The sequence below is a fragment of the Caenibius tardaugens NBRC 16725 genome (assembly GCF_003860345.1).
Classification (GTDB): domain Bacteria; phylum Pseudomonadota; class Alphaproteobacteria; order Sphingomonadales; family Sphingomonadaceae; genus Caenibius; species Caenibius tardaugens.
This window is the reverse complement of record NZ_CP034179.1, coordinates 3353932-3378418: the sequence shown is the minus strand read 5'-3', so window position 1 is coordinate 3378418 and position 24487 is coordinate 3353932. Positions and strand designations below refer to the sequence as shown.

The 24487-nt window shown below is 62.5% G+C and carries 23 protein-coding genes and 1 riboswitch; of the genes, 8 read left to right on the top strand and 15 right to left on the bottom strand.

The genetic code is table 11. The features are described from left to right. Complete coding sequence (gene ubiG, locus EGO55_RS15930; protein ID WP_021688382.1) at window positions 1–762, top strand: bifunctional 2-polyprenyl-6-hydroxyphenol methylase/3-demethylubiquinol 3-O-methyltransferase UbiG; 762 nt, start codon at window positions 1–3, stop codon at window positions 760–762. A gap of 27 nt (window positions 763–789) precedes the next feature. Here ubiG and EGO55_RS15925 read toward each other — a convergent pair whose 3' ends face one another. Together EGO55_RS15925 and EGO55_RS15920 are read right to left on the bottom strand one after the other, a co-directional pair. Further along, window positions 790–1311 carry a GNAT family N-acetyltransferase gene (locus tag EGO55_RS15925; protein WP_021688383.1) on the bottom strand — a complete coding sequence of 174 codons (522 nt, stop codon included), beginning with the start codon at window positions 1309–1311 and terminating at the stop codon, window positions 790–792. Window positions 1312–1563: 252 nt separating this feature from the next. Beyond that, window positions 1564–1911: an arsenate reductase gene (locus tag EGO55_RS15920; protein WP_021688385.1), complete on the bottom strand. Its 348-nt coding sequence runs from the start codon at window positions 1909–1911 to the stop codon at window positions 1564–1566. Window positions 1912–2131: 220 nt separating this feature from the next. Between EGO55_RS15920 and EGO55_RS15915 the strand changes: the two genes are divergently transcribed. The 5 genes from EGO55_RS15915 (at window position 2132) to EGO55_RS15895 (ending at window position 5327) form a co-directional block, all read left to right on the top strand. After that, on the top strand, window positions 2132–2461 hold the full coding sequence (locus EGO55_RS15915) for an ArsR/SmtB family transcription factor (protein WP_021688386.1): 330 nt from the start codon (window positions 2132–2134) through the stop codon (window positions 2459–2461). An 11-nt stretch (window positions 2462–2472) separates the two neighbouring features. Continuing rightward, window positions 2473–2898, top strand: coding sequence for an arsenate reductase (glutaredoxin) (gene arsC, locus EGO55_RS15910; protein ID WP_021688387.1), 426 nt, complete (start codon window positions 2473–2475; stop codon window positions 2896–2898). 7 nt (window positions 2899–2905) lie between these two features. Beyond that, on the top strand, window positions 2906–3982 hold the full coding sequence (gene arsB, locus EGO55_RS15905) for an ACR3 family arsenite efflux transporter (RefSeq protein WP_021688388.1): 1077 nt from the start codon (window positions 2906–2908) through the stop codon (window positions 3980–3982). Next, window positions 3979–4728 (top strand): arsenical resistance protein ArsH, encoded by a 750-nt coding sequence (gene arsH / locus EGO55_RS15900; protein ID WP_021688389.1) that lies wholly within the window; start codon window positions 3979–3981, stop codon window positions 4726–4728. The genes arsB and arsH overlap by 4 nt, the downstream gene beginning before the upstream one ends. A 68-nt stretch (window positions 4729–4796) precedes the next feature. Then, complete coding sequence (locus EGO55_RS15895) at window positions 4797–5327, top strand: helix-turn-helix domain-containing protein (protein WP_021688390.1); 531 nt, start codon at window positions 4797–4799, stop codon at window positions 5325–5327. Between the two features lie 18 nt (window positions 5328–5345). Here EGO55_RS15895 and EGO55_RS15890 read toward each other — a convergent pair whose 3' ends face one another. The 7 genes from EGO55_RS15890 to EGO55_RS15860 all read right to left on the bottom strand — a co-directional run bounded on the left by EGO55_RS15890 (window position 5346) and on the right by EGO55_RS15860 (window position 9304). Further along, on the bottom strand, window positions 5346–5660 hold the full coding sequence (locus EGO55_RS15890; RefSeq protein ID WP_021688391.1) for an antibiotic biosynthesis monooxygenase family protein: 315 nt from the start codon (window positions 5658–5660) through the stop codon (window positions 5346–5348). Next, on the bottom strand, window positions 5660–6133 hold the full coding sequence (gene ruvC, locus EGO55_RS15885; RefSeq protein WP_021688392.1) for a crossover junction endodeoxyribonuclease RuvC: 474 nt from the start codon (window positions 6131–6133) through the stop codon (window positions 5660–5662). The genes EGO55_RS15890 and ruvC overlap by 1 nt, the downstream gene beginning before the upstream one ends. A 42-nt stretch (window positions 6134–6175) precedes the next feature. After that, complete coding sequence (locus EGO55_RS15880; RefSeq protein ID WP_021688393.1) at window positions 6176–7228, bottom strand: acyl-CoA desaturase; 1053 nt, start codon at window positions 7226–7228, stop codon at window positions 6176–6178. Window positions 7229–7341: 113 nt separating this feature from the next. After that, the gene (locus EGO55_RS15875) at window positions 7342–8085 is read right to left on the bottom strand and encodes a YebC/PmpR family DNA-binding transcriptional regulator (RefSeq protein ID WP_021688394.1); all 744 of its coding nucleotides are present in this window, start codon (window positions 8083–8085) and stop codon (window positions 7342–7344) included. 168 nt (window positions 8086–8253) lie between these two features. Continuing rightward, complete coding sequence (locus EGO55_RS15870) at window positions 8254–8571, bottom strand: heavy metal-binding domain-containing protein (protein ID WP_021688395.1); 318 nt, start codon at window positions 8569–8571, stop codon at window positions 8254–8256. A 95-nt stretch (window positions 8572–8666) separates the two neighbouring features. Continuing rightward, window positions 8667–8903: a DUF2312 domain-containing protein gene (locus EGO55_RS15865; protein WP_021688396.1), complete on the bottom strand. Its 237-nt coding sequence runs from the start codon at window positions 8901–8903 to the stop codon at window positions 8667–8669. Window positions 8904–8989: 86 nt separating this feature from the next. Continuing rightward, entirely contained in the window at window positions 8990–9304 is a 315-nt protein-coding gene (locus EGO55_RS15860; RefSeq protein ID WP_021688397.1) for a DUF1244 domain-containing protein, read from the bottom strand. A gap of 56 nt (window positions 9305–9360) precedes the next feature. Here EGO55_RS15860 and pyk point away from each other — a divergent pair, with 56 nt between their 5' ends. Further along, complete coding sequence (gene pyk, locus EGO55_RS15855; RefSeq protein WP_040714598.1) at window positions 9361–10809, top strand: pyruvate kinase; 1449 nt, start codon at window positions 9361–9363, stop codon at window positions 10807–10809. A 65-nt stretch (window positions 10810–10874) separates the two neighbouring features. Here pyk and gltX read toward each other — a convergent pair whose 3' ends face one another. Both gltX and EGO55_RS15845 read right to left on the bottom strand, forming a co-directional pair. After that, complete coding sequence (gene gltX / locus EGO55_RS15850; protein WP_021688399.1) at window positions 10875–12218, bottom strand: glutamate--tRNA ligase; 1344 nt, start codon at window positions 12216–12218, stop codon at window positions 10875–10877. 124 nt (window positions 12219–12342) lie between these two features. Continuing rightward, entirely contained in the window at window positions 12343–13998 is a 1656-nt protein-coding gene (locus tag EGO55_RS15845) for an NAD+ synthase (protein WP_021688400.1), read from the bottom strand. 103 nt (window positions 13999–14101) lie between these two features. Further along, window positions 14102–14277: riboswitch (yybP-ykoY riboswitch) on the top strand. An 11-nt stretch (window positions 14278–14288) separates the two neighbouring features. On the opposite strand from EGO55_RS15845, the gene EGO55_RS15840 reads away from it, so the two are divergent. Next, complete coding sequence (locus EGO55_RS15840) at window positions 14289–14858, top strand: TMEM165/GDT1 family protein (protein WP_021688401.1); 570 nt, start codon at window positions 14289–14291, stop codon at window positions 14856–14858. 31 nt (window positions 14859–14889) lie between these two features. On the opposite strand, the gene EGO55_RS15835 is transcribed toward EGO55_RS15840, so the two are convergent. The 4 genes from EGO55_RS15835 to rpoB all read right to left on the bottom strand — a co-directional run bounded on the left by EGO55_RS15835 (window position 14890) and on the right by rpoB (window position 24436). Continuing rightward, the gene (locus tag EGO55_RS15835; RefSeq protein ID WP_021688402.1) at window positions 14890–15216 is read right to left on the bottom strand and encodes a hypothetical protein; all 327 of its coding nucleotides are present in this window, start codon (window positions 15214–15216) and stop codon (window positions 14890–14892) included. A 97-nt stretch (window positions 15217–15313) separates the two neighbouring features. After that, the gene (locus tag EGO55_RS15830) at window positions 15314–15838 is read right to left on the bottom strand and encodes a YbaY family lipoprotein (RefSeq protein ID WP_021688403.1); all 525 of its coding nucleotides are present in this window, start codon (window positions 15836–15838) and stop codon (window positions 15314–15316) included. 62 nt (window positions 15839–15900) lie between these two features. Continuing rightward, complete coding sequence (gene rpoC / locus EGO55_RS15825) at window positions 15901–20178, bottom strand: DNA-directed RNA polymerase subunit beta' (protein ID WP_021688404.1); 4278 nt, start codon at window positions 20176–20178, stop codon at window positions 15901–15903. Window positions 20179–20257: 79 nt separating this feature from the next. Continuing rightward, window positions 20258–24436 (bottom strand): DNA-directed RNA polymerase subunit beta, encoded by a 4179-nt coding sequence (rpoB, locus tag EGO55_RS15820; RefSeq protein ID WP_021688405.1) that lies wholly within the window; start codon window positions 24434–24436, stop codon window positions 20258–20260. Between the last annotated feature and the right edge of the window lie 51 nt (window positions 24437–24487).

Here is a 24487-nt window from a genome sequence, read left to right as displayed (position 1 = left end):
ATGACGAATGCAACTCCCGGGGCGAACAGTAGCCCATCCGCCAGTGCGACCATCCGCCCCGAAGAGGCGGCCCATTTCGGCAAACTCGCTGCAGAATGGTGGAATCCCGCGGGTTCGTCCGCCATGCTGCACAAGCTGAACCCGGTGCGGCTGGGCTTCGTGCGCGACGCGATCGACCGGCACTGGAACAGCGACCCGCACGGGTTGAAGCCGCTGGCGGGCAAGACCGCGCTGGATGTGGGGTGCGGCGCGGGTCTGCTGGCCGAACCGCTGGCCCGGCTGGGCGCCGCCGTGACGGGTGTGGATGCGGCATCGGAAAACATCGCCGCCGCCCGCGCGCATGCCGATGGATCGGGGCTGACGATCGATTATCGCGATGGCGAACTGGACAGCCTTGGCCTCGGCCAGTTCGACCTCGTCACCGCGATGGAAGTGATCGAACACGTGGCGGACAAGCCTGCGTTCGTGGCCGGTCTGGCCCGCCATCTCGCCCCCGGCGGGCTGATGGTGCTGTCCTGCCCCAACCGCACGCCGCAATCGCGCCTGCTGATGATCGGATTGGCCGAAGGCGTGGGTGCGATCCCCAAGGGCACGCACAACTGGGACGATTTCATCACGCCTGACGAACTCGCGCTGCTGCTGGCCGGGGCGGGTCTTGCCATGGGCAACCCAAGCGGGATCGCCATGTCCGTGACCAAAGGCTTGCACCTGTCGGACAATCTGGCGCTGAACTATATCGTCACGGCAACGCATGGCGGCTGATCGCCGCCACAGCGCCCCGGCCATACCTCAGCACACATCGATCCGGCCCGGGGCCTGGCTGCTGCGCGCCAGAACCACCCGGCCCGGCCTGCGCCCGGGCTGCCCGGTGAAGACGAAGCCCATGCGTTCCAGCAGCGCCTGCGACCGGCCGTTGTCCGGGTGGCATTCGGCCACCACGCGGCACGCCGGGTAATCCAGCGCCAGACGCGGCATCAGCGCCGCCAGCACCTCGGTGGCCAATCCGCGCCCGCGTGCATCCGAAGCCAGCCAGTACCCGATTTCCACATCGCGCCCGCGCGGGCCGCCGTGCACGCCGACAACGCCCAGCAAGGCCCCATCGGTACAGGCGCGGATGCCGTAGAAGCGATTGTCCGCTGTGCCCTGCACGATCAGCTTGCGGGCATCGGCCTGCGTGAACGGTTCCGGCAGGAAATGGATACGCGCCGTCACCGTGGCATCGGTAATGGCGGTCAGCGCATCGACATCGCCCAGCGCGAGCGGGGCAATGCGACAACGGGCGGTGCGGATATCATCGAGAAAGCGGGTCATGGGTAGTCTCTTGAGAGGCCACCGTGATCAGCAACGTGGATGAAAGAGCAACCATACGCACCGATCCCGGCGGCGTTGGTCACATATGATGACGACCGGCCGCTCCTTAAAAGGAGAGCCAATAAAACGAATGCAACAGGGTTACGGTCTCGGTCATCCCCGCTTCTATGCCAGATTCCCGTGTGCGGGGCAACGGTTTCCACGGCACGTGCGACGCGGCGTGGCCCGGCAAACACACCGGGCCGGACATGATCAGGTCAGCGCCGCCGCCCATTCCGGTTCCTTGAACCCGACCAGCAGGCCGCCCGGATATTCCACCACCGGCCGTTTGATCGTGGACGTATGCACCGCCATCAGCGCCACGGCCTTTGCCGCATCCAGCCCTTCCCGATCCGCATCGGGCAGCTTGCGGAAGGTGGTGCCCACCCGGTTCAGCACGGTTTCCCAACCTTTCGCATCGACCCACGACTGCAGCTTCGCAGGATCGGCCCCCGCTTTCTTGTAGTCATGGAACGTATAGGCAATCCCCTGCGCATCCAGCCACTTGCGCGCCTTCTTCACCGTGTCGCAATTGGGAATTCCGTAGAGCGTTACCGTCATGACCATCTCCTTGCGCGCGCCTGCCACGGCACGTGCCTTACCACGCCGCTCTAGCCGGGCTGGCGCGCAAGGGAAACGGGCCTGTGCATGAATGGCCAGCGGCAGTCCGAATACGGGGGTCGCCCGCAGCCTCCCAACACCGGTTGCCTCCACCCGAAAATACATCGGAAAAATACGATGCGTCTTGACGACAGCCGAATCCATCGTATTTTCCCGATGCATGGATATCGAATCAGCCCTGTCCGCTCTGGCCGCACTGGCCCATCCCACACGTCTGGAGGCGTTTCGGCTGCTTGTCCGGCATGAACCCGAAGGCCTCCCCACCGGCGCACTGGTCGAGGCCAGCGGGCTGACGCAGAGCACGTTTTCCACCCATCTCGCCGTGTTGGCCAAGGCCGGGCTGGTCGTGGCCGAAAAACGCGGCCGCCAGCAGATCCAGCGCGCCCATATCGATACCCTGCGGCAGTTGATGACCTTCCTTGCCAAGGATTGTTGCCAGGGCCGGGCCGAGCTTTGCGAACCGCTGCTTGCCGATCTCGCCTGCTGCTGAAGGATACCGCCATGACCACTCTTGTCATCTATCACAATCCCGATTGCGGGACCTCGCGCAACACGCTGGCGCTGATCCGCAATTCCGGGATCGAGCCGCATGTGATCGAATATCTGAAGACCCCGCCATCGCGGGCGCTGCTGGTGGACATGATCGCTCGCGCCGGGCTGACACCGCGCGCTCTGCTGCGCGAAAAGGGCACGCCCTATGGAGAACTGGGCCTTGCCGACGCGACGCTTGCCGATGACGAACTGATCGATGCGATGATGGCGCATCCCGTTCTCATCAATCGCCCGCTCGTCGTCACCCCGCTTGGCGTCAGGCTCTGCCGCCCATCCGAAACGGTGCTGGATATCCTGCCCGATCCGCAACGCGCCGCCTTTACCAAGGAAGACGGCGAACGGGTGGTCGACGAACACGGCCAGCGGATCGGCTGAGGCCGCCATGGCAACAACACCCCTTGCGGCTACGGTGCCGCCTCACCCCGGCATATCCTTCTTCGAACGATATCTCAGCCTCTGGGTCGCGCTCTGCATCGTGGTGGGGATCGCGCTGGGCCATGCCTTGCCCGGCCTGTTTGGCGCGATTGCGGCGGCCGAGGTCGCCCGGGTCAATCTGGTGGTGGCGGTGCTGATCTGGCTGATGATCGTGCCGATGCTGCTCAAGATCGATTTCGGCGCGCTGGGTGCGGTGCGCCAGCACTGGAAGGGCGTGGGCATCACCCTGTTCATCAACTGGGCGGTCAAACCGTTCTCGATGGCGCTGCTGGGCACGGTCTTCCTCGGCTGGCTGTTCGCCCCGCTGCTGCCCGAAGGGGAAGCCCCCTCCTATATCGCCGGGCTGATCCTGCTCGCCGCAGCGCCCTGCACCGCCATGGTCTTCGTCTGGTCGAACCTGTGCGACGGCGAGCCCAATTTCACGTTGAGCCAGGTGGCGCTGAACGACCTGATCATGGTGTTCGCTTTCGCGCCGCTGGTCGGGCTGTTGCTGGGCGTCGCATCGGTGACAGTGCCGTGGGACACGCTGCTGCTGTCGGTCGGGCTTTACATCATCGTTCCGGTGATCGTCGCACAGGCCGTGCGCAAGGCCGTGCTGGCAGCGGGCGGGCAGCCTGCGCTTGACCGGGTGCTGGCCGGGTTGGGGCCGGTTTCGCTGGCGGCGCTGCTGACCACGCTGGTCCTGCTGTTCGGCTTTCAGGGCGAACAGATCGTCAGCCAGCCCTTCGTGATCGCACTGATCGCGGTGCCGATTCTGGTGCAGGTCTATGTCAACGCCGGGCTGGCCTATTGGCTCAGCCGCCGGTTCGGCGTGGCGTGGTGCGTGGCCGCCCCTGCGGCCCTGATCGGCGCATCCAATTTCTTCGAACTGGCCGTTGCCGCCGCCATTTCGCTGTTCGGGCTGCATTCCGGCGCGGCGCTGGCCACTGTGGTCGGCGTGCTGGTCGAAGTGCCGGTGATGCTGTCGGTGGTGGCAATCGTGAAGCGCTCCCGCGCCTGGTACGAACAGGAGACCTCCCTATGAACCGCCTGCGCACCCTGCCCGATCCCGATCACCTGCCCGCGCTGGACAAGGCCTATGCGATCGATCGCCCGGCATTGGGGCTGGATTCCGATCAGCATCCCCCACGCATTCTCCTGCTTTACGGATCGCTGCGGGAACGCGCGTTTTCGCGGCTTGCCGTGGAGGAGGCGGCGCGCCTGTTGCAGTATTTCGGCGCGGAAACGCGGATTTTCGACCCTGCCGACCTGCCCCTGCCCGATCAGGTGGCGGGTGACGATCACCCTGCGGTGCACGAATTGCGCGCGCTGTCGCTGTGGTCCGAAGGGCAGGTCTGGTGCAGCCCCGAACGCCATGGGGCGATCACCGCGATCATGAAGGCCCAGATCGATCATCTGCCGCTGGAAATGCAGGGCATGCGCCCGACGCAGGGGCGCACATTGGCCGTCATGCAGGTATCGGGCGGATCGCAGTCGTTCAACGCGGTCAATACGCTGCGCCTGTTGGGGCGCTGGATGCGCATGGTCACCATTCCCAACCAGTCGTCCGTGGCCATGGCCTACAAGGAATTCGACGAAAACGGGCGAATGAAACCCTCCAGCTATTATGACCGGATCGTGGATGTGATGGAGGAACTGGTGCGGATCACCGTGCTGATGCGCCCGCACACGCACCAGTTGGTCGACCGCTATTCGGAACGCAAGGCGGCAGGGACCAAAGTGGACCCATCGGGTACGCGCGCCAATGCCGCGCTGGCCGACGGGGAATGACGGCAGAGCTGCATCCCACCCCTCACCCAAACTTTCCTACACGCGCGTAATCTGTCTTATGCTGTGCGATGACACAGGTTCATCGCAAGCCGCCCGCCCGCTGGCCTTCCTATCGCCGCGTCCCCCCGTTCGTCCCCGTGCCGCTGCGCAGGCGGCGCGACGGGTGGACGGCGGCGCGGCAGGGGCGCTTCATCGGCTATCTGGCCCAGACCGGATCGGTGCGCGAGGCGGCAGCGCGGGTCGGCTGTTCGCGGGAAACCGTCTATCGCCTGCGCCGCAAACCGGGTGCGGCAAGCTTTTCCGCGGCCTGGGATGCGGTGCTGGCGATCCGCAAAAACGGCAACAGGATACCGCCGCGGAAGGTCACACCCGATGAACTGCCCGCCCGCGCGTTTGACGGGCCGATCCGGGTGCGGATGTATCGCGGGCGTTTTGCCGCAGCAACGCGCCAGCCGGACAATACCGCGCTTTTGCAACTGCTGGCACAGTATAACCGGAGCCTGCGCCTGATGCCGGAAGACCGGTGGCCCCGCCCCGGGCGGCGCGAGTGCGATGCGTTTTGCGGGCGTTCTGTGTCACCCTGCCCACGCCCGGCATAGCCCACCGACGGCATGATCTCAGCAGGTATCCCCGTGATCGAAGCGATGCACGCGCGGATCATCGCAGGCGAACAGCGTGTAGCTGGCGTAATAGGCATCGCGCCCCTTGCCCTGCATCGCGCGATGTTCGGCCTCGCGCCCCCATGCGCGCGCCGAAGGTTCGTCCGCCCATTCGGACAGAGCGATGACTTCTCCATCATCGGCGGTGTAGCTCTTGAACGACAGGAAACCGGGCTGCTGCTGCGCCAGGGCGAGCATCCGTGCCGCATCGCGATCGTAGGCGGCAGCGTCCAAATCTGCGCGCTTGCGGTTGCGGAACACCACCAGAAACATCACATGCGCCCGCCCAGATGGGCATCGGCAATCGCCACGGCCAGCGCATCGGCGGCATCGGCCCCGGCAATCGCAACACCGGGCAGCAGCACTTTGAGCATGGCCTGCACCTGCGTCTTTTCCGCCGCGCCCGTGCCCACCACCGATTTCTTCACGCTGCGGGTGGAATGTTCCGCCACCGGCAGAGCCGCACGTCCACAAGCCGCCAGCACCGCCCCGCGCGCATGGGCCAGCTTCAGCGTGGATTGCGGGTTCTTGTTGACGAACACTTCCTCCACCGCCGCGCGATCGGGCTCGTACTGTCCGATCACGGCATAGACCGCGTCCAGCAGATGCAGCAGCCGTTCGGGCAGCGGGGCCTTGGTATTGGTGGCGATCTGCCCATGGGCGATATGCGACAGGCGCGATCCTTCGCTGCGGATCACCCCCCATCCGGTGCAGGTCAGCGATGGGTCAAGGCCAAGAATGATCATCGCCCCCGCCTAGCGCGGCCCGCCCTGCGGGGGAAGCGCGGATCAGTGTTTGTGCGGCCGCGCCTGCATATCGGCGCGCTGGACATTCCACACCAACCCCAGTTTCTCCATTGCCAGCACGATCCAGCCGCTCATATCGATTTCGTACCAGCGGGTCTGCGTGGAATAACCGCGCGGATGGGCGTGGTGGTTGTTGTGCCAGCCTTCGCCCAGCGTGACATAGCCGAGGAACCAGTTGTTGCGGGCCTCATCCATGTCCTTGAAATTCTGGTAGCCATAGCGGTGACCGAAGCTGTTCACTGCCGCAATGGCATGGAGCGCCAGCGCCAGACGCAGGAACCCGGCCACCATGATCGTGCCCAGCACCGCCTGCGGCCCGCCGAAAGCCAGCCCCCACAAACCCGGCGCCACCACGGCGGAAACGCCGAACCACACCCAGCGCGTCCTGTGGCACCATTCGATCACCGGATCGCCGACGATCCCTTTGCCATAGAGGTCCATATTGGTCATCGCATCGCCATAGGCCCAGCCCAGATGCGAATGCTTCAGCCCCGCACGCCCTTCGAGCTTGCGGCCATAATCATCGACATAGGGGCTGTGGATGTCGCCCGGGCGATCGGAATAGGCATGGTGGCGGCGATGATCGGCGCACCAGCGCTTGAGCGATCCATACACCCCGCATTGCGCCAGAATGCCCAGCGCATAGCGCATCGGCAACGAGGTATCGAACGCCTTGTGCGTGAAATAGCGATGATAGCCGATCGACATGCCGAGGATATTCAGCACATAAAACACCGCAAAGGCCGACCATTCGACCCAGCCGGTGGGGCGCAGCGCGATATAGGCCAGCGCAGCCACGGCCCCGCCCTGCTTGATCGCGGCATAGATCAGGTGTTCGCGGCGGCGGGAATCGGCATCGGCCCCGCCGAAGCGCACGGCCGAACGCCAGCGATCGATAATCAGATCTTCGTAGGTCGCGCCTTGTGACGGGCGGGCAACGCCATCGCTATCGCCCTCCCGGAAAAGGAGCGCATCGTCCTGTTCGAGAGCGTCGGGCGCATCGAGCGCCGCGTTATCGATCAACTTCGTATTCATTGCCTGCTCCCCCCAAGGTCGGGTCAGGCAATAAAAATACACATGTTGTTAACTATAGTACAAGCCTAAAACCCCGGCATGTAATAGTTAACAGGCCGGGGTTTCACAGGCGATCAGCCAAGCTTGGCCATGATCTCGTCAGGCACGTCGTAGTTGCCCCAGACGGTCTGCACGTCGTCATCGTCGTCCAGCACGTCGATCAGCTTGAACAGGGTCTGCGCATCGCCTTCGGCAACTTCCACGGTCAGGTTCGGCTTCCACGCCAACTTGACGCTTTCGGCTTCGCCCAGCACGCCCTCAAGCGCGCCCGCCACTTCGTGCAGCGCTTCCATGTCGGTCCAGATGCTGTGGCCATCCTCGGTGCTTTCGACATCGTCGGCACCGGCTTCGATCGCCGCATCCAGCACCTTTTCCTCGTCACCGGCACCGGCCGGGTATTCGATCAGGCCCTTGCGTTCGAACCCGTGGCTGACCGCCCCCGAAGCGCCCAGGTTTCCGCCATTCTTGGCGAAGGCCGTGCGCACATTGGTGGCGGTGCGGTTGCGGTTGTCGGTCAGTGCCTCGACAATCAGCGCGACCCCGCCCGGGCCGTAGCCTTCGTAGCGGATTTCTTCATAGTTTTCCGCATCGCCCTTGGACGCCTTGTCGATCGCGCGCTGGATATTGTCCTTGGGCATGGACTGCGCCTTGGCGTTGTTCACTGCCAGGCGGAGACGCGGGTTCATGTCCGGATCGGGCGTGCCCATCTTGGCCGCAACCGTGATTTCACGGCTGAGCTTGGAGAACTGGGCCGAACGCTTCTTGTCCTGTGCACCCTTGCGATGCATGATGTTTTTGAATTTGGAATGGCCTGCCATGGCTCGTCTTCATCTCTGGAAAATGGAAAAATGATGCGCGCCCTTACACCGGACGCAGGGCTGAGGGCAATATTTGCCACCAGCCCGGATCATACCAGACCCCACGTTTCCAGCCGGTTTCGCACAGCAGGCCCGCCGGGGCGAACCACCGGGTGCGGCCGCGCGCGCTCACAGGCGGACAGCCGTCCCGCTGGCGCTGACCATCAGCATCGAGCCATTCTGGCCCAACACTTCGTAATCGAGGTCCACCCCGACCACCGCATTGCCGCCCAGTTCGGTCGCGCGGCTCTTCATTTCGGCCAGCGCTTCCTCGCGGGCGCGGGCCAGCACGTTCTCATACTTGCCCGAGCGCCCCCCGACGATATCGGTGATCGACGCGAAGAGATCGCGAAAAATGTTCGCCCCGACAATCACTTCGCCGGTCACAATGCCGAGGTATTCCTGAACGGGCTTCCCTTCGACAACCGCTGTGGTGGTCACGATCATGGTTTTGGCGCTCCTCTCTCGCGATCTGGATCGACCCGGAGCAATCAGAGTCCCGGTATCGATTCAGGATGACTTGGGATTTAGGATAACCCGGCTCAGCCCAGCCCCAAAGCGGCCTTGTAGGTATCGAGGACCATTTCCATCTCGCGGCGGTCATCCGGGGTCATTTTGCGCAGACGCACGATCTGGCGCATGATCTTCGCGTCATAGCCCACGGCCTTGGCTTCTGCGTAAACGTCACGAATATCGTCGGAAATGCCCTTCTTTTCCTCTTCAAGGCGTTCGACGCGTTCGATCAGCAGGCGCAGGCGGTCGTCGGTGGTTTCAGCCATCGGGAAATGCTCCGGTCAGAAAATTGAGAATCACGTGGAGGCGCTGATAGCGATGCCAGGGCAGCGGGTGAAGCCAGAGCGCGCGCTTATTCCATCGTCGCGTTCTTTTGGAGGCTTTCTTCCATGCGTGCCAGTTGTTCGGGGGTAGCCTCGCTTTGATAGCGGTCTTTCCATGCATCGACCGCCATGCCGTGAATCAGCGCCCGCGCCGCTGGCTTGTCCAGCCCGGCCCCGGCATCGTTGATCCAGTCGGCCAGGCAATTGCGGCAGAACCCGGCCAGCCCCATCAGGTCGATGTTCTGGGCATCGTGCCGTTTGCGCAAATGCCGCACGAGATGGCGGAATGCCTCGGCCGCAACGGCATCGGGCAACTGGTCGAGCGGATCGTTCTGGCTGGTCATCGTAGGAAAAACTCTCTGTCCTTGTCTTGCCGCAAAGCTGTGCCATAGCGCAGCCCATGGCAAGATTCGAACCGCGCGGCCGAAAGGTCAAGATACTCGCAACAGTGGGTCCGGCCAGCCGCGATCCCGAAATGTTGCGCAAGCTCCTGCTCGCCGGGGCAGACGCCTTCCGCGTGAATATGAGCCATGGCGACCACGCCACCCATGCCGAAACGATCGCCGCGATCCGCGCGATCGAAAAGGAATACCACCGCCCGATCGCCATCCTGTGCGATCTTCAGGGCCCCAAGTTGCGCGTCGGCGCGTTCCGCGACGGGCAGGCAGTGATCCGGCACGGCAGCCATTTCACGCTCGACCGCGATCCCGAACCGGGCGACGAAACCCGCGTATGCCTGCCGCACCCCGAACTGTTCGGCCTGCTGGACAAGGGGCAACGCCTGCTGATCAACGACGGCAAGATCCGCCTGCGCGTGATCCGCGCAAGCGACACCGCCATCCTTTGTTCGGTCGAAGTCGGCGGGGTGATCTCCGACCGCAAAGGCGTGAACGTGCCCGATGCCGAAGTGCCGATCCCCGCCCTGACCGACAAGGATCGCCGGGATCTGGCCTTTGCCGTGGCGCATGGCGCCGATGTCATCGCGCTTTCCTTCGTCCAGCGCGCGGACGACCTGGCCGAAGCCCGCCGTCTGATGGGCGGGCATGGTTCGCTCTGCGCCAAGATCGAAAAGCCGCAGGCTGTGGAACGGCTGGGCGAAATTCTCGAACTGGCCGACAGCGTCATGGTGGCGCGCGGCGATCTGGGCGTGGAACTCAACCCCGAAGAAGTGCCGCCGCTGCAAAAGCAGATCGTCAACGCGGCGCGCACGCTGGGCAAGCCGGTGATCGTGGCGACGCAGATGCTCGAATCCATGATCGAAAGCCCGGCACCCACCCGGGCCGAAGTGTCCGATGTCGCCAATGCCGTCTATGATGGCGCGGATGCGGTGATGCTGTCGGCCGAAACCGCCGCCGGGGCATGGCCAGAAGAAGCGGTCACGATCATGCACCGCATCGCCAGCCAGGTGGAACGCGATCCCGGTTACAAGGCGCGCATCCACTTCCTGGAAACGCTGCCCGATCCGACCACGGCCGACGCGCTCAGCCACGCCAGCATGACCATTGCGGCAAACATGCCCACCATCACGGCGATCGTGGTGTTTACCTGCTCCGGCTCGACCGCGCGGCGGGTTGCGCGCGAACGCCCGGGCGTGCCGATGCTGGTGCTGACCCCGTCAACCGCGACCGCGCGGCGCATGGCGCTGCTGTGGGGCGCGCACGCAGTGACAACGCGCGATATCGGCAGCTTTGAAGAGATGATCGCCAAGGGCAAGCGCATGGCCCTGCGCCACGGCTTTGGCGACGCCGGATCGAAGCTGGTGATGCTGGCAGGCGTGCCGTTCGGCACCCCCGGCTCCACCAACCTGCTGCACATTGTCACCCTGCTCGGCACTGAACTCAAACGCTAAGGGCGCTGAGGCCGCCGCACGACACTGCAACGCAGTGCCCCGTTGCGAGCAGACGTTGGGGGGCTTTACCCCGCCGCCGCCTGTTCCAGCCGCGTACGGGCCTGCACTTCGCCGATCAGCGGCAGCAGCGCGCCCATGTCCGGCCCGTGGTCCATCCCCGTCAGCGCCTGCCGCAGGGGTAGGAACAGCGCCTTGCCTTTGCGGCCGGTCGCTTCCTTCAGGGCATTGGTCAGGGCATGCCAGGGATCGTCGCCCCATGCCAAACCACCGTCCAACACATCGACAGCCTGCGCCAGAAACGCCCGCGTTTCCGCGTCGAACGCAGGTTGCGCCACAGGCCCGGTGACAATCCGCCACCAATCCGCCGCTTCACCCAGATGCGCCAGATTGGGGCGAACGGCGTCCCAGCCAGCTTCGTCCATGCCTTCGGGCAACTGGCCCTGCACGCGGGCGAAGGGCAGATGATGGACAATCGCGGCGTTCAGCCGGTCCAGTTCCGTATCGTCAAACCGCGCGGGCGCACGGCCGAACGTCGACAGGTCGAAACCGGCCACCAGCGCCGCGCGATCGACAATCGGCTCTACTGGTTGCGACGTGCCCAGACGGGCTAGCAGCGCCACCAGCGTTTCCGGCTCGATCCCCCGTTCACGGAAGGAATCCGCCCCCAATGCGCCCAGTCGCTTGGACAGCTTGCCCTCGCTGCCGACCAGCAGCGCCTCGTGCGCGAACCGCGGCGGCTGTGCGCCGAGTGCGGTAAACATCTGCAATTGCACGGCGGTGTTCGACACATGGTCTTCCCCGCGCAAAACGTCGGTCACACCCATTTCGACATCATCGATCGCGCTGGGCAGCATGTAGAGCCAGCTGCCATCGGCCCGGCGGATAACCGGATCGGACAATTGCGCGGGATCGAAATGCTGGGCTCCGCGAATACCGTCGTCCCACGTGATCGGATCGCCATGATCCAGCTTGAAACGCCAGTGCGGGGCGATCCCTTCAGCAGCCTTCGCCGCGTGATCGGCCTCGGTCAGTTGCAGAGCCGCGCGATCATAAATCGGCGGCAGGCCACGCCCCAGCAGCACCTTGCGGCGCAGTTCCAGTTCCTGCGCGGTTTCATAGCAGCGATAGATGCGTCCGGCTTCGACCAGACGGGCAAATGCTGCCTCGTAATGCGCAAAGCGTTGCGATTGCCGCTCTTCCGCGTCCGCTTCCAGCCCCAGCCAGGCCAGATCGGCGCGGATCGCGTCGACGTATTCTTCCCGGCTGCGTTCAGCATCGGTATCGTCGATCCGCAGCAGAAAGCGGCCACCCGCCTTGTGCGCCAGCATCCAGTTGTGCAGCGCAGTGCGAATATTGCCGACATGCAGCCGGCCAGTAGGCGAAGGGGCGAAGCGCGTGATCACGGTCATGGTGCGCTTGCGCTAGTGAAAGTTGGCAGGCAGTCAATGCCGTTCAGGCAAAGATGCGCGCGGAAACGGCATGCACCGCCCCTAGCGCGCGCCCTGCTTTGATCGGCAAAGCCCCCCTGCCCGCTCAGGCCGAACGGAATTTGTGGGTGATCGGATAGCGCCGGTCACGCCCGAAATTGCGCGCCCCCAGCTTGACTCCGGGCGCGGCCTGACGCCGTTTGTATTCGGCAAGGTTGAGCAGCCGTTCGATGCGCACGACCGTTTCGCGATCGAACCCGTCCGCAACAAGTTGCTCCACCCCTTCCTCATGTTCGACCAGACCCAGCAGAATCTTGTCGAGCACCGGATAGGGCGGCAGCGAATCCTCGTCCTTCTGATCGGGGCGCAGTTCGGCGCTGGGCGGCTTGATCAGGATATTCTCCGGGATCACTTCCCCTTCAGGCCCCAGCCCGATCTTCGGATTCTTGCGGTTGCGCCATTCGGAAACGGCAAACACGGTCATCTTGTAGGCGTCTTTCAGCGGGTTATATCCGCCCGCCATATCGCCATAGATCGTGGCGTAGCCGACGCTCATCTCGCTCTTGTTGCCGGTGGTGACCAGCATCGGGCCGAACTTGTTCGACAGCGCCATCAGGGTAACCCCGCGAATGCGCGACTGGATGTTTTCCTCGGTCAGATCGACCTTGGTATCGGCAAAATCGTCTGCCAGCATCGCATCGAAGCCGCTGACGGCAGGCTGAATCGGAATGGTCGAATAACGGCATCCCAGCGCGCGGGCACACTGTTCCGCGTCGTCGAGGCTGGCCTGGCTGGTATAGCGGCTGGGCAGCATGACGCACCACACCCGGTCCGGGCCCAGCGCATCGACCGCAATCGCCGCACAGGCCGCGCTGTCGATCCCGCCCGACATGCCCAGCACCACGCCCGGGAAACCGTTCTTGTTCACATAATCGCGCAAGGACAGAACCATGGCGCAGTAGATATCCTCGGGATGGTCGGCCAGCGTCGCGATTTCGCCGCGATCGCAGTTCCACCCGCGTGCGGTGCGCGTCCAGTTGGTGCGTGTGATCTGTTCTTCCCAGTCCGTCATCTGCACGGCGATGCGCCCATCGCCATTGACCACGAAACTGGCGCCATCGAACACCAGTTCGTCCTGCCCGCCGATGCGGTTGAGATAGGCCAGTGGCAGGCCGGTATCCGCCGCACGACGCTTGGCCACGCCTTCTATGCGCAGCACGTCCTTTTCGATTTCATAGGGGCTGCCATTGACGCAGACGAACATCCCGGCGCCGAAATCGGCCAGATGGCGGCAGACATCGGGATGCCAGATATCCTCGCAGATCGGCAGGCCCAGCATCGCGCCACGGAACAACACCGGTTCGGGCAAAGGGCCCGGGGTGAACAGGCGCTTTTCATCGAACGTGCCGTAATTGGGCAATTCGTGCTTGAAACGAACCGCCGTGATCCGCCCGCCGTCCAGCATGGCAACGCCATTGTGCAACTGGCCATCACGCACGAACACACTGCCCACCAGCATGCCCGGGCCGCCATCATTGGTGGCCTGGGCCAGCGATTCCAGTTCCGCCTGCGCGCGTTCCACCAGCGACGGTTTGAGAATGAGATCTTCTGCAGGATAGCCGATAAGCTGCATTTCCGGGAAAGCGACAAGGTCCACCTTCCCCGCATTGGCGCGCACGGACAGCATGTCTGCCGCATTTCCGGCAATATCGCCCACGGACTGATTCACCTGGGCAAGCACGATCGAAAGTTTGTCGGTCATGCAGCCGGTTTAGGGGGCACCGCCGCACGGGGAAAGGGGAAATCGGGCCATGACACACCCCCGCATCAAAACGCTTGTCTAACGGCCCGAAGTGCCATATCCGCCGCCTGTCATCTGGGGAGTAGCCAGCCGCAACCGGCGGGCCTGCACGTCAACATACTTGGCCGAGAGGCTATGGCGGCAGGGAACGGGACACCGTTCAGGCGAGACCAATGACATTGCCCCTCTGCCCGGCCGGGCGGGAGGCGCAATGTCGTTGTTCTGTTGCTCGCCCGGCCCGGAGACCTTTCATGGAAGCCCTGCTCACTTCGACCGCCATCGTTGCCCTGGCCGAGATTGGCGACAAGACGCAGTTGCTGGCCATCGTGCTCGCCACCCGCTTCAAACGCCCTGTGCCGATCATTCTCGGCATCTTTTTCGCCACGATCGCGAACCACTTCCTTGCTGCTCTGGTTGGCGCGCAAGCCGCATCCCTGATCGACGGGCAATGGTTCCGCTACTTGGTGGCGATCTCGTTTATCGCCATGGCCGCCTGGACCCTGATCCCAGACAAATTCGACGATGACGAAGCCAAACCATCGCGGTTTGGGGCATTTGCCACCACGCTGATCGCCTTCTTCTTCATCGAAATGGGCGACAAGACGCAGATCGCCACAGTCGCGCTGGGCGCACAATTCCATAGCGTTCTTGCGGTCATGACCGGATCGACACTGGGCATGATGATCGCCAATGTCCCTGCGGTGCTGCTGGGCAATGAACTGATCAAGCGCATCCCGCTCAACACGGTTCGTATCGTTACCGCCTTGCTGTTCCTAGCCATGGGTATCTGGCTGCTGCTGAAGACTGCCGGGTTCATCTGATCCGTCCGCCGGTTTCAGGGGGAGGCGGCGTTTACAGTTCCCACGCCTCCCGCACCGCAACCAGCAAGGCTGGCAGTTCCGCGTTATCCCGATAGCGCCGCAAAAGGCGGGCTTCGTCCCGGTCGAGGCTGTTGCAACGCAACGCCTTGACCGCGCGGCTGATTTCGCGCCGACGGGCCGCATCGTAGGGTTCTTCCCCGCCCCAATGGTTGCATTGCAGGCGCCGTGCCACAAAATCGCGCACCATTTTCGGTTGCTGCATGACCAGTCGTTCTCGCGAAACCGGCGTCTGCCCGGCATCGGCCAGTGCAGGTCCGCCAGCAAGACAAACGATCGTAAGAACGAAAAGGTCGCGCATATTCAAGCCCATCCTGATCCGCTCCATCGTGTTCCGCCGTGCGTCACGTCGGACGGCCTGCAACCCTGTCCCGTCCTCTCGACAAACGGCCTGACGATCAGCCGACTTTGACCAGATTGATCGGCGGCAATGCCTGTTCAGGCAAGGTCGGATCGATCAGATTTACGGTATCGCTGGTCCACAACATGGTCCCGGCCCCATCCCTGATCGTCGCCTGCACGCTGTAGCGCATACGGGGTGAAAGCGTGTCGCCCGGCGTAGTGAGCCGGAACGCGTAAGGCGGTCCCTTGCCATCCAGCGCGTAGCTCTGTTCCGCAATCAGGATCGAAGGCGCATCGGCGCGCGCAATATCGTTCAGCTGAAACTGGATCGTCGCATCGGGCGGCGGCATAATCCGTTCCCGGTATAGGGCTGAACCCGTTATCACCACTGTTTTGGCGGCTGGCTTCGTGGCCGGTTCACGCCCCGCCTCACCATCCGCGACGCATGCCGCCGTCGCCATGCTCACCAGCACGGCCGCTGCCATTCCCGCCATCTTGCCATTCATCACATCACCCTTTCGCACAATCTGCGAGAAACGCCCCAGCCCCGCGTTCGATCCCATCAGGGCGGGCACAGGCATACGAAAACCCCGCCGGAAGCATCCTCCCGGCGGGGTTTCGCAAATCAACCTTGTGGGCCGATTTATTCCTGACCGTCTGCGGCCTCGATATCATCGGTGGTGAAATCTTCCCCGATGACCTTGCCCAGCGGATCGTCGCCCATCGCGGCTTCCGGGCCTTGCGCCAGTTCTGCCGCATGCTCTTCCGCCGCCGTTTCCGGAGCGATCAGCGATTCCTGCAGCTTGCGATACTGCGCACGCAAGGCGGCATCGCGGCCCGACGCAGCCACGCGGACCCGGTTCATCGCCGCGCCGGTACCGGCGGGGATGAGACGGCCAACGATGACGTTTTCCTTCAGACCGATCAGCGAGTCCTTCTTCCCTTCAACCGCCGCCTGCGTGAGCACGCGGGTGGTTTCCTGGAACGAAGCGGCCGAGATGAACGAACGCGTCTGCAAGCTTGCCTTGGTGATGCCGAGCAGCACGGGGTTACCCTGTGCCGGCGCCTGACCCTTGGCCAGCTTGGCGTTGATCTCGTTCATTTCCTCAAGATCGACCTGTTCAGCCGGCAAGAGCGTGGTGTCCCCACCATCGGTGATTTCAACCTTCTGCAGCATCTGGCGAACGATCACCTCGATGTGCTTGTCGTTGATCTTCACACCCTGCAAACGATAAACTTCCTGGATTTCCGCGACGAGGTATTCGGCCAGCGCCTCCACCCCAAGCACTTCCAGAATATCGTGCGGATCGGGCGAACCGGCAACCAGCTGGTCGCCGCGCTTCACGTAGTCGCCTTCCTGAACGTCGATCACCTTCGACTTGGGGATCAGGTATTCTACCGGTTCCCCTTCCTCCGGAATGATCGCGATCTTGCGCTTTGCCTTGTAGTCGCGAACGAATTCGACGCGGCCGGAAACCTTGGCAATGATCGCATTGTCCTTCGGCTTGCGGGCTTCGAACAGTTCGGCAACGCGCGGCAGACCGCCGGTGATGTCACGAGTCTTGGCCGCTTCGCGCGAAGCACGGGCAAGAATATCACCCGCCGAGACTTCCTGGCCATCCTCGACCGAAAGCGACGTACCCGGAGCCAGCATATAGCGCGCGGCTTCGGTTTCATCCGACTTTTCGTTGAGCAGGGTCAGACGCGGACGCAGGTCTTCCTTCTTGGCGCGACCGGCGGAACGGTACTCGGTGACAACGCGCTGGGCGATACCCGTCGCTTCGTCGATGCGTTCTTCCATGGTCTTGCCTTCGGCGAGATCCTGGAACTTCACCACACCCGACTGTTCGGTGATGATCGGCAGCGAGAACGGGTCCCACTCGGCCAGACGGTCGCCCGCCGTAACCTTGTCGCCTTCCTTGAACATGAGCACGGTACCATAAGGCACCTTGTGGATTTCACGTTCGCGCCCTTCGGCGTCGATCACAGCCATTTCGCCGTTACGGGCAAGCGACAGCTGGCGGCCGCGCTTGTCGGTAATGGTCGGCATATCGCGGTATTCGATCTTGCCGTCCGAGATCGCTTCGAGATGCGAGGTTTCGTTGACCTGCGCCGCACCACCGATGTGGAAGGTACGCATTGTCAGCTGCGTGCCCGGTTCACCGATCGACTGCGCCGCGATAACGCCAACGGCTTCACCGATGTTCACCGGCGTACCGCGTGCCAGATCGCGACCATAACAGGTCGCGCAAACGCCCTGTTCGGCATCGCAGACCAGCGGGCTGCGAATCTTGGCGGACTGCACTTCGGCTTCTTCGATCGCCTTGACCATCGGTTCGTCGAGCAGCGTCCCTGCGACAACGATCACTTCGCCCGTCTTCGCATTGACGAGGTCTTCTGCGGTCGTGCGACCGAGAATACGTTCGGCCAGCGAGGCGATCGTCGAACCACCCTGAACGATCGCGCGCATTTCCAGCGCGTTCTGCGTCTTACAGTCGGTTTCAACAATCACACAGTCCTGCGACACGTCGACCAGACGGCGGGTCAGGTAACCCGAGTTTGCCGTCTTGAGCGCGGTGTCCGCCAGACCCTTGCGAGCGCCGTGGGTGGAGTTGAAGTATTCAAGAACGGTCAAACCTTCCTTGAAGTTCGAGATGATCGGCGTCTCGATGATTTCACCCGACGGCTTGGCCATAAGGCCGCGCATACCGGCAAGCTGCTTCATCTGTGCCGGGCTACCACGGGCACCGGAGTGGCTCATCATGTAGATCGAGTTGATCGGCGCCAGACGGCCCGTTTCCGGGTCTTTCGGCGTCGCCTTGATCTCGTCCATCATGGCCGCGGCAACCTGATCACCGCAACGGCTCCATGCGTCGATGACCTTGTTGTACTTTTCCTGCTGCGTGATCAGACCGTCCTGATACTGCTGCTCGTAATCGGCCACCAGCGCCTTGGTCTGGTCGACCAGCTCTTCCTTGCTGTCAGGGATGATCATGTCATCCTTGCCGAAGGAGATGCCGGCCTTGAACGCGTTGCGGAAGCCCAGCGCCATGATGGCGTCGGCGAACAGCACCGTGTCCTTCTGGCCGGTATGACGATAGACTTCGTCGATCACGTCGCCCACGTCCTTCTTCGTCAGCAGACGGTTCACGACGTCGAACGGCACCTTGTGGCTCTTGGGCAGACATTCGCCGATGAGCATGCGGCCCGGGGTGGTTTCATAGCGAACCATCCGTTCCACGCCATCTTCACCGGTCTGCGGCACGCGGCTGACGATTTTCGAGTGCAGCGTCACCGCACCCACGTGCAGCGCCTGATGCACTTCGGCCATATCGGCCAGGATCATGCCTTCACCCGGTTCGCCATCGCGATCCATCGAGAGGTAATAGAGACCCAGCACCATGTCCTGCGAAGGAACGATGATCGGCTTGCCGTTTGCGGGCGAGAGGATGTTGTTGGTCGACATCATCAGCACGCGGGCTTCCAGCTGGGCTTCCAGCGAAAGCGGCACGTGGACGGCCATCTGGTCACCGTCGAAGTCGGCGTTGAAAGCCGAACAGACGAGCGGGTGCAGCTGGATCGCCTTGCCTTCGATCAGCACGGGTTCGAACGCCTGGATGCCCAGACGGTGCAGCGTGGGTGCGCGGTTGAGCAGAACCGGATGTTCGCGGATCACCTCGTCAAGGATGTCCCAGACTTCCTTGCGTTCCTTTTCGACCCACTTCTTCGCCTGCTTCAGAGTCATCGACAGACCCTTGGCATCGAGACGGGCGTAAATGAACGGCTTGAACAGTTCGAGCGCCATCTTCTTCGGCAGACCGCACTGGTGCAGCTTGAGTTCCGGACCGGTCACGATCACCGAACGGCCCGAATAGTCGACGCGCTTACCCAGAAGGTTCTGGCGGAAGCGGCCCTGCTTGCCCTTGAGCATGTCGGACAGCGACTTCAGCGGACGCTTGTTCGCGCCGGTGATCACACGGCCACGGCGGCCGTTGTCGAACAGCGCGTCGACAGCTTCCTGCAACATGCGCTTTTCGTTGCGGACGATGATGTCCGGCGCGCGCAGTTCCATCAGGCGCTTCAGACGGTTGTTACGGTTGATCACACGGCGGTAGAGATCGTTGAGATCGGACGTCGCGAAACGCCCGCCATCCAGCGGCACCAGCGGGCGCAGTTCAGGCGGAATGACCGGGATCACTTCGAGGATCATCCATTCCGGGCGGTTGCCCGAATCGATGAAGCTTTCCACGACCTTGAGGCGCTTGATGATCTTCTTCGGCTTGAGCGCCGATTTGGTTTCCTCAAGCTCCTTGAGCAGATCGGCACGTTCCTGTTCGAGGTCGAGGTCGATCAGCATCTGCTTCACGGCTTCGGCGCCAATGCCGGCCGAGAAGGCGTCTTCGCCATATTCGTCCTGCGCGTCGAGCAGTTCGTCTTCGGTCAGGAGCTGGTACTTCTCAAGCGGGGTCAGGCCCGGCTCGATCACGATATAGCTCTCGAAATAGAGCACGCGCTCAAGCTGCTTGAGCTGCATGTCGAGCAGCAGGCCGATGCGGCTCGGCAGCGACTTCAGGAACCAGATGTGCGCGACCGGCGCGGCCAGTTCGATATGGCCCATGCGCTCACGGCGCACTTTTGTCACCGTGACTTCAACGCCGCACTTTTCGCAGACGACGCCCTTGTATTTCATGCGCTTGTACTTGCCGCACAGACATTCGTAATCCTTCACAGGACCGAAGATGCGGGCGCAGAACAGGCCATCACGCTCTGGCTTGAACGTGCGGTAATTGATCGTTTCCGGCTTCTTGATTTCACCGAAGGACCAGGAACGGATGCGCTCGGGCGAGGCAATGCCAATCTGGATCTGGTCGAAGGTTTCGGGCTTCGCGAGCTGGTTGGTGAATTTGGTCAGGTCGTTCATATTTTCACATCCCTAAGCGGGTGAAATTGTCGTGGCGAAAAGGAGGAAGCGGGCGGCGCAAGGGCCGCCCCGCCTTCCCTTATTCCGCCGCCTCCGGCCATTCGTCGCCGCCTTCGTCCTCGTCCGTCAGCGAGGAGAGTTCGACATTCAGGCCAAGGCTGCGCATTTCCTTCACGAGCACGTTGAAGCTCTCGGGGATACCGGCTTCGAAAGTGTCGTCGCCCTTGACGATCGCTTCGTAGACCTTGGTACGGCCGACAACGTCGTCCGATTTCACCGTGAGCATTTCCTGCAACGTGTAGGCCGCGCCATAGGCCTGGAGTGCCCAGACCTCCATTTCCCCGAAGCGCTGGCCACCGAACTGCGCCTTACCGCCCAGCGGCTGCTGGGTAACGAGGCTGTAGGGGCCGATCGAACGCGCGTGGATCTTGTCGTCGACAAGGTGGTGCAGCTTCAACATGTAGATGTAACCCACTGTGACCTTGCGGTCGAAGGCTTCACCGGTACGGCCGTCGAACAGCGTCACCTGGCCGGATGTCGGCAGGTTGGCCTTGGCCAGCATCGCCGAAACGTCCGCTTCGCGGGCACCGTCGAACACCGGTGTGCCCATCGGCACGCCGTTCTTCAGGTTGCCAGCCAGTTCCACCAGTTCTTCGGTCGAACGTGCGTTGATTTCGTCGTGGTACTGCTCGCCGTAGATGTCCTTGAGAACATCGCGAACCGCTTCCGGCGGCGCAGCGGCTTCCGGATTCGGGTTGTTTTCGCGCCATTCTTCCAGAGCTGCCGTCACCTGCTGGCCAAGACCGCGCGCGGCCATGCCCAGGTGGGTTTCGAAGATCTGCCCGACGTTCATGCGCGAAGGCACGCCCAGCGGGTTCAGCACGATATCAACCGGCGTGCCGTCTTCAAGGAATGGCATGTCTTCCTGCGGCAGAATGCGCGAGATAACACCCTTGTTACCGTGACGACCGGCCATCTTGTCGCCGGGCTGCAGCTTGCGCTTCACAGCCACGAAGACCTTGACCATCTTGAGCACGCCCGGAGCCAGTTCGTCACCGCGTTCGAGCTTTTCCTTACGGTCCTCGAACTTCTCCTGGATGCTCTTCACCGCTTCGTCATACTGGGCCTTCACGGCTTCCAGCTGACCCTGCATCTTGTCGTCGGCGACCGCGAACTTGAACCATTCGTGGCGTTCGACTTCGTCGAGCAGTTCGTCGGTGATGTCGCCACCCTTCTTCACACCCTTGGGCGCAGCCGAAACGGTCTGGCCAAGCAGCATGTCGCGCAGGCGGTTGTAGGTCGCACGGTTGAGGATGTTGCGTTCGTCTTCGCTATCCTTCTTGAGGCGTTCGATTTCCTCGTTCTGGATGGCGCGCGTACGGTCGTCGATTTCGATACCGTGGCGGTTGAACACGCGGACTTCCACAATCGTCCCGGCAACACCCGGCGGCAGCCGCAGCGAGGTATCGCGCACGTCGCTGGCCTTCTCACCGAAAATGGCGCGCAGAAGTTTTTCTTCCGGTGTCATCGGGCTTTCGCCCTTCGGCGTGATCTTGCCCACGAGGATATCGCCCGGATGCACTTCGGCGCCAATGTAGACGATGCCCGCCTCGTCAAGGTTGCGTAGTGCTTCCTCGCCAACGTTCGGGATGTCGCGGGTGATGTCTTCCGGCCCGAGCTTGGTGTCGCGGGCCATGACTTCGAACTCCTCGATATGGATCGAGGTGAAGACGTCATCCTTCACGATCCGTTCGGAGATCAGGATGGAGTCTTCGTAGTTGTAGCCATTCCACGGCATGAACGCGACGAGGCTGTTGCGGCCCAGTGCGAGTTCACCCAGTTCCGTCGAGGGACCATCGGCAATGATATCGCCTTCATTGATGAAGTCGCCCACTTTCACCAGCGGACGCTGGTTGATGCAGGTATCCTGGTTCGAACGCTGGAACTTCTGCAGCGTGTAGATATCCACGCCCGATTTGCCCGGCTCGATATCGCCTGCAGCACGGATAACGATACGCGTCGCGTCGACCTGATCGACGATACCGGCGCGTAGCGCACCGATCGCCGCGCCGGAATCGCGCGCCACGGTTTCTTCCATACCGGTGCCCACGAAAGGCGCTTCCGCCTTCACGAGCGGCACGGCCTGACGTTGCATGTTCGAACCCATGAGCGCGCGGTTGGCGTCGTCGTTTTCCAGGAACGGAATGAGCGATGCGGCAACCGAAACGAGCTGCTTGGGCGACACGTCCATCAGCGTGATGGTGTCACGCGGAGCCATGACGAATTCGCCGCCTTCACGCGCGGAGACCAGCTCTTCGACAAAGCCGCCATCGGCGTTCAGTTCGGCCGATGCCTGTGCGACGGTGTGCTTCTGCTCTTCCATGGCGGAGAGGTAGACGACTTCGCTCGTCACCTTGCCATCAGTCACCTTGCGATACGGGGTTTCGATGAACCCGTACTTGTTCACGCGGCTGAACGAGGCCAGCGAGTTGATCAGACCGATGTTCGGGCCTTCCGGCGTTTCAATCGGACAGATACGGCCGTAGTGCGTGGGATGAACGTCGCGGACTTCGAAGCCGGCGCGTTCACGGGTCAGACCGCCCGGCCCGAGGGCCGAAACGCGACGCTTGTGCGTCACTTCCGACAGCGGGTTGGTCTGGTCCATGAACTGCGAAAGCTGCGACGAACCGAAGAATTCGCGCACAGCAGCGACAGCGGGCTTCGCATTGATCAGATCGTTCGGCATGACCGTCGACACGTCGACCGAGCTCATGCGTTCCTTGACCGCGCGTTCCATGCGCAGCAGGCCAACGCGATACTGGTTTTCAAGCAGTTCGCCCACCGAACGGACACGACGGTTGCCGAGGTTGTCGATATCATCGACCTCGCCCTTGCCGTCCTTCAGATCGACCAGCTCCTTGACCACGGCGAGAATATCTTCCGTGCGCAGCGTGGTGATGGAATCGTCGGCATCGAGGCCGAGACGCATGTTGAGCTTCACGCGGCCCACGGCGGACAGATCGTAACGATCCCCATCGAAGAACAGGCCTTCGAACAGCGCTTCGGCCGTTTCCTTCGTCGGCGGCTCGCCCGGACGCATGACCTTGTAAATCGCTTCCAGACCTTCATCACGGTTTTCGGCCTTGTCGACCTTCATCGTGTTGCGGATCCACGGACCGGTATTGACGTGGTCGATGTCGAGCAGCTCGATCGCATCGACGCCAGCCTTGTCCAGCGCTTCGAGATTTTCAGGGGTGACTTCATCACCGGATTCGATCCAGATGCGACCAGTCGATTCATCGATCATGTCATTGGCGGCATAGCGACCGAAGATTTCCTCGGTCGGGATCAGCAAGGTTTCGAGACCATCCTTGCCAGCCTTGTTCGCGGCGCGCGGCGAAATCTTCTGCCCGGCGGGGAAGATCACTTCGCCCGATTGCGCATCGACGATGTCGAATGCGGGCTTCTGACCACGCCATGCCTCTGCCGAGAACGGCAGACGCCAGCCATCACCGCCCTTGCCCGAAGCGCGCTGCCACACAACGGTATTGTAGAAGCGATGCAGGATTTCCTCGTCATTGAGGCCAAGCGCATAAAGCAGCGCCGTGACCGGCAGCTTGCGCTTGCGGTCGATACGGACGTTGACGATATCTTTGGCGTCGAATTCGAAATCGAGCCACGAACCACGGTAAGGAATGACGCGGGCCGCAAAAAGATACTTGCCCGAAGAGTGCGTCTTGCCGCGGTCATGATCGAACAGCACGCCCGGCGAACGGTGCATCTGCGAAACGATCACGCGTTCCGTACCATTGATGATGAACGTGCCGTTCTCGGTCATGAGCGGCATGTCGCCCATGTAAACGTCCTGCTCCTTGATATCGAGGACGGAACGGGTTTCCGTTTCGGTATCCACTTCGAACACGATCAGGCGCAGCGTCACCTTCATCGGCGCCGCATAGGTAATGCCACGCTGCCGACATTCGATCGTGTCGTACTTGGGATCTTCCAGTTCGTAGTGAACGAAATCCAGCTCGGCAGTGCCAGCGAAATCGCGGATCGGGAACACGGAGCGCAGAGTCTTTTCAAGACCCGAAACATAACCCGTCGCAGGGTCCGAACGCAGGAACTGTTCATAGCTCTCGCGCTGCACCTCGATCAGGTTCGGCATTTGCACCACTTCGTGGATATCGCCGAAAATCTTGCGGATGCGCTTCTTCGCGGTTCCGGAGATGGCCGGAGCTTTCGCCTTGCTTGCCATAGGAGGAATTGTGCCTCTTCGCTGTGCCTCGCCCGTCAGAACGACGGACGA

Bases quoted from the DNA above. Each gene is read 5' to 3' on its own strand.
- ubiG (WP_021688382.1), top strand. From the start codon at position 1: ATGACGAATGCAACTCCCGGGGCGAACAGTAGCCCATCCGCCAGTGCG.
- EGO55_RS15925 (WP_021688383.1), bottom strand. From the start codon at position 1,311: ATGACCCGCTTTCTCGATGATATCCGCACCGCCCGTTGTCGCATTGCC.
- pyk (WP_040714598.1), top strand. From the start codon at position 9,361: ATGGCAAGATTCGAACCGCGCGGCCGAAAGGTCAAGATACTCGCAACA.
- EGO55_RS15860 (WP_021688397.1), bottom strand. From the start codon at position 9,304: ATGACCAGCCAGAACGATCCGCTCGACCAGTTGCCCGATGCCGTTGCG.
- EGO55_RS15920 (WP_021688385.1), bottom strand. From the start codon at position 1,911: ATGACGGTAACGCTCTACGGAATTCCCAATTGCGACACGGTGAAGAAG.
- EGO55_RS15890 (WP_021688391.1), bottom strand. From the start codon at position 5,660: ATGTTTCTGGTGGTGTTCCGCAACCGCAAGCGCGCAGATTTGGACGCT.
- rpoC (WP_021688404.1), bottom strand. From the start codon at position 20,178: ATGAACGACCTGACCAAATTCACCAACCAGCTCGCGAAGCCCGAAACC.
- EGO55_RS15895 (WP_021688390.1), top strand. From the start codon at position 4,797: ATGACACAGGTTCATCGCAAGCCGCCCGCCCGCTGGCCTTCCTATCGC.
- ruvC (WP_021688392.1), bottom strand. From the start codon at position 6,133: ATGATCATTCTTGGCCTTGACCCATCGCTGACCTGCACCGGATGGGGG.
- rpoB (WP_021688405.1), bottom strand. From the start codon at position 24,436: ATGGCAAGCAAGGCGAAAGCTCCGGCCATCTCCGGAACCGCGAAGAAG.
- EGO55_RS15880 (WP_021688393.1), bottom strand. From the start codon at position 7,228: ATGAATACGAAGTTGATCGATAACGCGGCGCTCGATGCGCCCGACGCT.
- arsH (WP_021688389.1), top strand. From the start codon at position 3,979: ATGAACCGCCTGCGCACCCTGCCCGATCCCGATCACCTGCCCGCGCTG.
- gltX (WP_021688399.1), bottom strand. From the start codon at position 12,218: ATGACCGTGATCACGCGCTTCGCCCCTTCGCCTACTGGCCGGCTGCAT.
- arsB (WP_021688388.1), top strand. From the start codon at position 2,906: ATGGCAACAACACCCCTTGCGGCTACGGTGCCGCCTCACCCCGGCATA.
- EGO55_RS15830 (WP_021688403.1), bottom strand. From the start codon at position 15,838: ATGCCTGTGCCCGCCCTGATGGGATCGAACGCGGGGCTGGGGCGTTTC.
- EGO55_RS15875 (WP_021688394.1), bottom strand. From the start codon at position 8,085: ATGGCAGGCCATTCCAAATTCAAAAACATCATGCATCGCAAGGGTGCA.
- EGO55_RS15865 (WP_021688396.1), bottom strand. From the start codon at position 8,903: ATGGCTGAAACCACCGACGACCGCCTGCGCCTGCTGATCGAACGCGTC.
- EGO55_RS15870 (WP_021688395.1), bottom strand. From the start codon at position 8,571: ATGATCGTGACCACCACAGCGGTTGTCGAAGGGAAGCCCGTTCAGGAA.
- EGO55_RS15840 (WP_021688401.1), top strand. From the start codon at position 14,289: ATGGAAGCCCTGCTCACTTCGACCGCCATCGTTGCCCTGGCCGAGATT.
- arsC (WP_021688387.1), top strand. From the start codon at position 2,473: ATGACCACTCTTGTCATCTATCACAATCCCGATTGCGGGACCTCGCGC.
- EGO55_RS15845 (WP_021688400.1), bottom strand. From the start codon at position 13,998: ATGACCGACAAACTTTCGATCGTGCTTGCCCAGGTGAATCAGTCCGTG.
- EGO55_RS15915 (WP_021688386.1), top strand. From the start codon at position 2,132: ATGGATATCGAATCAGCCCTGTCCGCTCTGGCCGCACTGGCCCATCCC.
- EGO55_RS15835 (WP_021688402.1), bottom strand. From the start codon at position 15,216: ATGCGCGACCTTTTCGTTCTTACGATCGTTTGTCTTGCTGGCGGACCT.